The sequence below is a fragment of the Escherichia sp. MOD1-EC6842 genome (genome assembly GCF_002965705.1).
Classification (GTDB): domain Bacteria; phylum Pseudomonadota; class Gammaproteobacteria; order Enterobacterales; family Enterobacteriaceae; genus Escherichia; species Escherichia ruysiae.
Map to the genome: position 1 here is coordinate 1 of NZ_PTRF01000045.1, position 3688 is coordinate 3688.

3 protein-coding genes are annotated in these 3688 nt (G+C 47.3%); all 3 read right to left on the reverse strand.

Annotated elements, in window-relative coordinates; all coding sequences use genetic code 11:
• Nucleotides 1-46 precede the first annotated feature (46 nt).
• Nucleotides 47-388 carry a helix-turn-helix domain-containing protein gene (locus A7Z29_RS22930; RefSeq protein ID WP_286135453.1) on the reverse strand — a complete coding sequence of 114 codons (342 nt, stop codon included), beginning with the start codon at nt 386-388 and terminating at the stop codon, nt 47-49.
• 137 nt (nt 389-525) lie between these two features.
• Nucleotides 526-990 (reverse strand): hypothetical protein, encoded by a 465-nt coding sequence (locus A7Z29_RS22935; protein WP_105290898.1) that lies wholly within the window; start codon nt 988-990, stop codon nt 526-528.
• A 335-nt stretch (nt 991-1325) separates the two neighbouring features.
• The coding region (locus A7Z29_RS22940) for an autotransporter outer membrane beta-barrel domain-containing protein (protein WP_105290899.1) at nt 1326-3688 on the reverse strand (2363 nt) is incomplete at its 5' end.

A 3688-nucleotide genomic window follows, 5' to 3' on the forward strand; every position in this document is an offset into this window, starting at 1 on the left:
TTTTTTAATGTAATAGTTAATAGCTAAGCTTTTAAATGTATTACGGTTAATGACTATCAACTATTCTTAATAACTCTTTTTCTGTATCAATAACTTTCCCATTTCGACAAAAAACTATTCTCATCTGATGTGATAAAATTATATCTATCCAGAACGTAACATCATTACGTATCCCAAGCTTTTTATACAGTTGATGTTTTTGGGATGAAACTGTTTTGATGCTACGATTTCTGTATTGAGCCATATGAGCGATATTATACCCTTTTACTAGCAACTCAAATATACTGCATTCAACTTTTGTCAGGGGGGTATATATCCAGATATGAACTATAACATCATACTCTATTATATTAGTTTTTATGTAATGGATGTTTTTTTTAATCTCCATATATTAACGCTCCAGGCAAAATTAGATTTTATTAATCCTTACTGAAATTATGTAAGGATTCGCCTAAAAAATTTCATGCGAATCCCCACCCATTTATCAAATGGTTAGTTCGGAAAACGACACTACCGATTAGTGTCTTATATCACGTATGATAACATGATCGCTATAACAAAAAAAATAAGATAACAAATAAACGTAACCAGCAAGGTCCCCCCGTAACGTGCTACAATTGAACCCTGACCACGAATAATACTGGTATTGATTGTTGCCCCAACTATACCTACGAAAGCACCTATCACACCACCAATTATTATAAGAAGGAGTGGAAGATATGATAATACATATTCATACCAAGCCATTGGAGGAGCCAGCGATATTTTTTCTCCATCAATGACAATGGTTGGGATAGGATCGATTACAGATTTAATTTCCACTATGGTTTGTGAACCATTATCGTCCTCCAATAAATACCGTCTTTTTAGGCCTTTCATTTTCTTTTGTTCTATACCATCTATCATAAGTGATGGGTTTTTAAATATTGTTCTGGTACTAACGCTAAGTTTTTTACTCTGAAAACGTGGGTGATTTATTGAAATATCCATGATAAAACCTCTATTATCATAATATAAAAACAATTATTGACACATACAACTTTGTGGTCGATTGGTGGTTTCCTTTTTTCTAAAACTACTAACTAAAGGTGATTATAATTTTCTGCTTATACTTAGTGATACCCTTTCCAAGTCTCCAACATCGTTACCATTTCAATAACCGCCTCTAATGACTGCTGAGATCAATAACCATTAATTATGGTGATTAATGATTTTTTCATAAGCATCATTTTTGAAATTAACCACATAGTATTTAAGTGCAGACAGAATTCTTTAGGCTTCTGTCTGCTGCGATGGTTCAATCCTTGCTGTGTTCAGGACGCGGCTCAGAAATTCAAACGGAACCCAACACTTCCCGTGCCCGGAGACTCAGTCCGCTTACCGTTTTCATAACGAGCTTCAATCCAGACTCCTGCATTTGGCGTCAGTTGTGCACTGACACCCAGCCCGTATTTCCCGGTTGTCCCGGAGATGTCGTTCCTGAAGTCGTAGGTGTCATTAATCCGGACTTTGTTGTTGTCCGAAAATTCATGAATCACCGCCGCCGACAGGTATGGCTTGACTTCTTTTCCTCCAACATCAAGGGGCATCCCCAGCTTCACGCCAACCTCAGCCTGCAGGGATTTGGTCGCACCAATATTGGCTTTCATGCCGTTATTCAGGCGTATATCCTTCTCATCCGCCCGGAATGCCGTCGTCCGCACGTATGGCTGCGCCCATGCATCCTCATTCAGGCTGAAGACCCTGCCCGCTTCGAGACTGCCACCGAAACCGTTCTGGCTGTAATCCCCTTTCACCGCCGAGCCATCACTCATCCAGGTACGCAGCTCATTACTGAAGCGGTTGAATTTGATAACCCCGTCCACGTAGTAGCCGTCATTATCAACCCAGGTGGTATACAAGCCACCACCGGTACTGTCGACTTTACTCTTTCCGCCACGCGCATGCTTAATGCTGTTGTCGCTGTAAGAGAAGAAAGTACCCACAGCTAAACTGCTCTCATCCAGCTCAAAGACCTTGTCGGCGCCGGTTTCAAAACCGTTCTGGGTCAAGGTATAGCCCGAACTCGCCCCGCCGCTGATGCGGTTATCTGACCCTGTATAACGGCCCCATACGCCCCCTGGTGCGTGGGTATTCTGCATCACATCGCCATGACGGAAACGCAGATTATCCAGCTCGCTGTTGAATACGTATGCCGGTGCTGTCGCCATGCCCAATACCGCGTCGGCTGATTTTGTTGTGCGACGCACCGGAGACGACGATGTACCTGAATCTGGTTTACCAACATCCGGATTACCTGCATCCGGGTTACCTGCATCCGGGTTACCTGCATCCGGGTTACCTGCATCCGGGTTACCTGCATCCGGGTTGCCTGCATCCGGGTTAGTCGGCGGAGTAACCGGTGGTGGAGTGTCAGCCTTAAGATACCAGTTGCTATTTTCCTTACTCAGGCCGTATTCCCAGGTGCCGGCATCGACTTTCCCGCCTTTCAGGGTAAATGCCGCATCACCGCCGCCGGTCTGCACCACCTGAAGCGGCGCACCAGCAGATACTGGCTCCAGGCCGGTGTTTTTGATATCCAGCACAAAGTTACCGCTGGCATTACCCGTTACCTTCAGTATATCTCCGGTATGCGATGCGATATCAGTGTTCATCTGGAACGTCCCGTTACCCGACAGGCTTCCGAGCACCAGCGAAACAGCCTGGTAGGCTGGCGTCAGGCGCGTGGTTGTTGACGGACGGAAATCAACGGTCCCGTTATCCAACGTTAATGCGTCGACAGTGGAGTCACCATCGAGATGCCAGACAGACGCACCTTTAACCGTCATGTCACCTGCGCCGGTGCTGTCTCCCGCAACGATCCCCGTCAGGATGGTCCCGTTATCCAGCGTCAGGGTGGTGCCTGACTGGGTCGTCACATTAGCCTTAGCCTGAAGGGCATCCATCGTCATGGCTCCGCCAGCCAGAAGTTCAATTCCACCGTCCTGAGACAACAGACCGCTGAAGCGGGTACTTCCGCCTAGCTGTGTCAGGGTACCGGTTCCCGTCAGGCTACCTGCAAACGTTGCAGCACTGTTGTAGAGGAAATTCAGATTCCCGTCATTGGTAACTACGTCACCGACGAGCGTCCCTTTATCAGCCAGGGTGGTGGTACCAAGGAGCACACCGCCACTTTGGACATACAGAGTACCGTTGCTGAGAACCCTCGTATCGCTGGCTTGATGACCGCTGAACACAGTCAGTGAACCTCCATTCACAAGCACCATACCTGCGGCACTTCCGCTGGCAATGCTGAAGGGGGCCTTCCGGTAAGTCCCATCCATTACGGCGCTGGTATTGGTGACGATAGCCCCGTCACTGTTATGGACAACCTTAGAGGCTGAGCCACCGGCCGCCACCTGTAGCATGCCGCCGCTGTTAATGGTCGTTTCTGTGACATTTCCGCCGTCAAAGACATACTGACGTCCACCACTCCAAACCATTGTGTCAGTAGCACTGACGCCACTGTAGACCAATTGTTCCCCACCGCTGTTAATGGTTGTGTTAGTAGCGCTGCCGTAGACATGCTGGTACCCACCGCTGTTAATGGTTGTGCCAGTAGCGCTGCCGTAGACATACTGGTACCCACCGCTGTTAACGGTTGTGTCAGTAGCGCTGCCGTAGACATACTGGTACCCACCGCTGTTAA

Coding starts and splice junctions, on each gene's coding strand:
- A7Z29_RS22930 (WP_286135453.1), bottom strand. CDS start 388: ATGGAGATTAAAAAAAACATCCATTACATAAAAACTAATATAATAGAG.
- A7Z29_RS22935 (WP_105290898.1), bottom strand. CDS start 990: ATGGATATTTCAATAAATCACCCACGTTTTCAGAGTAAAAAACTTAGC.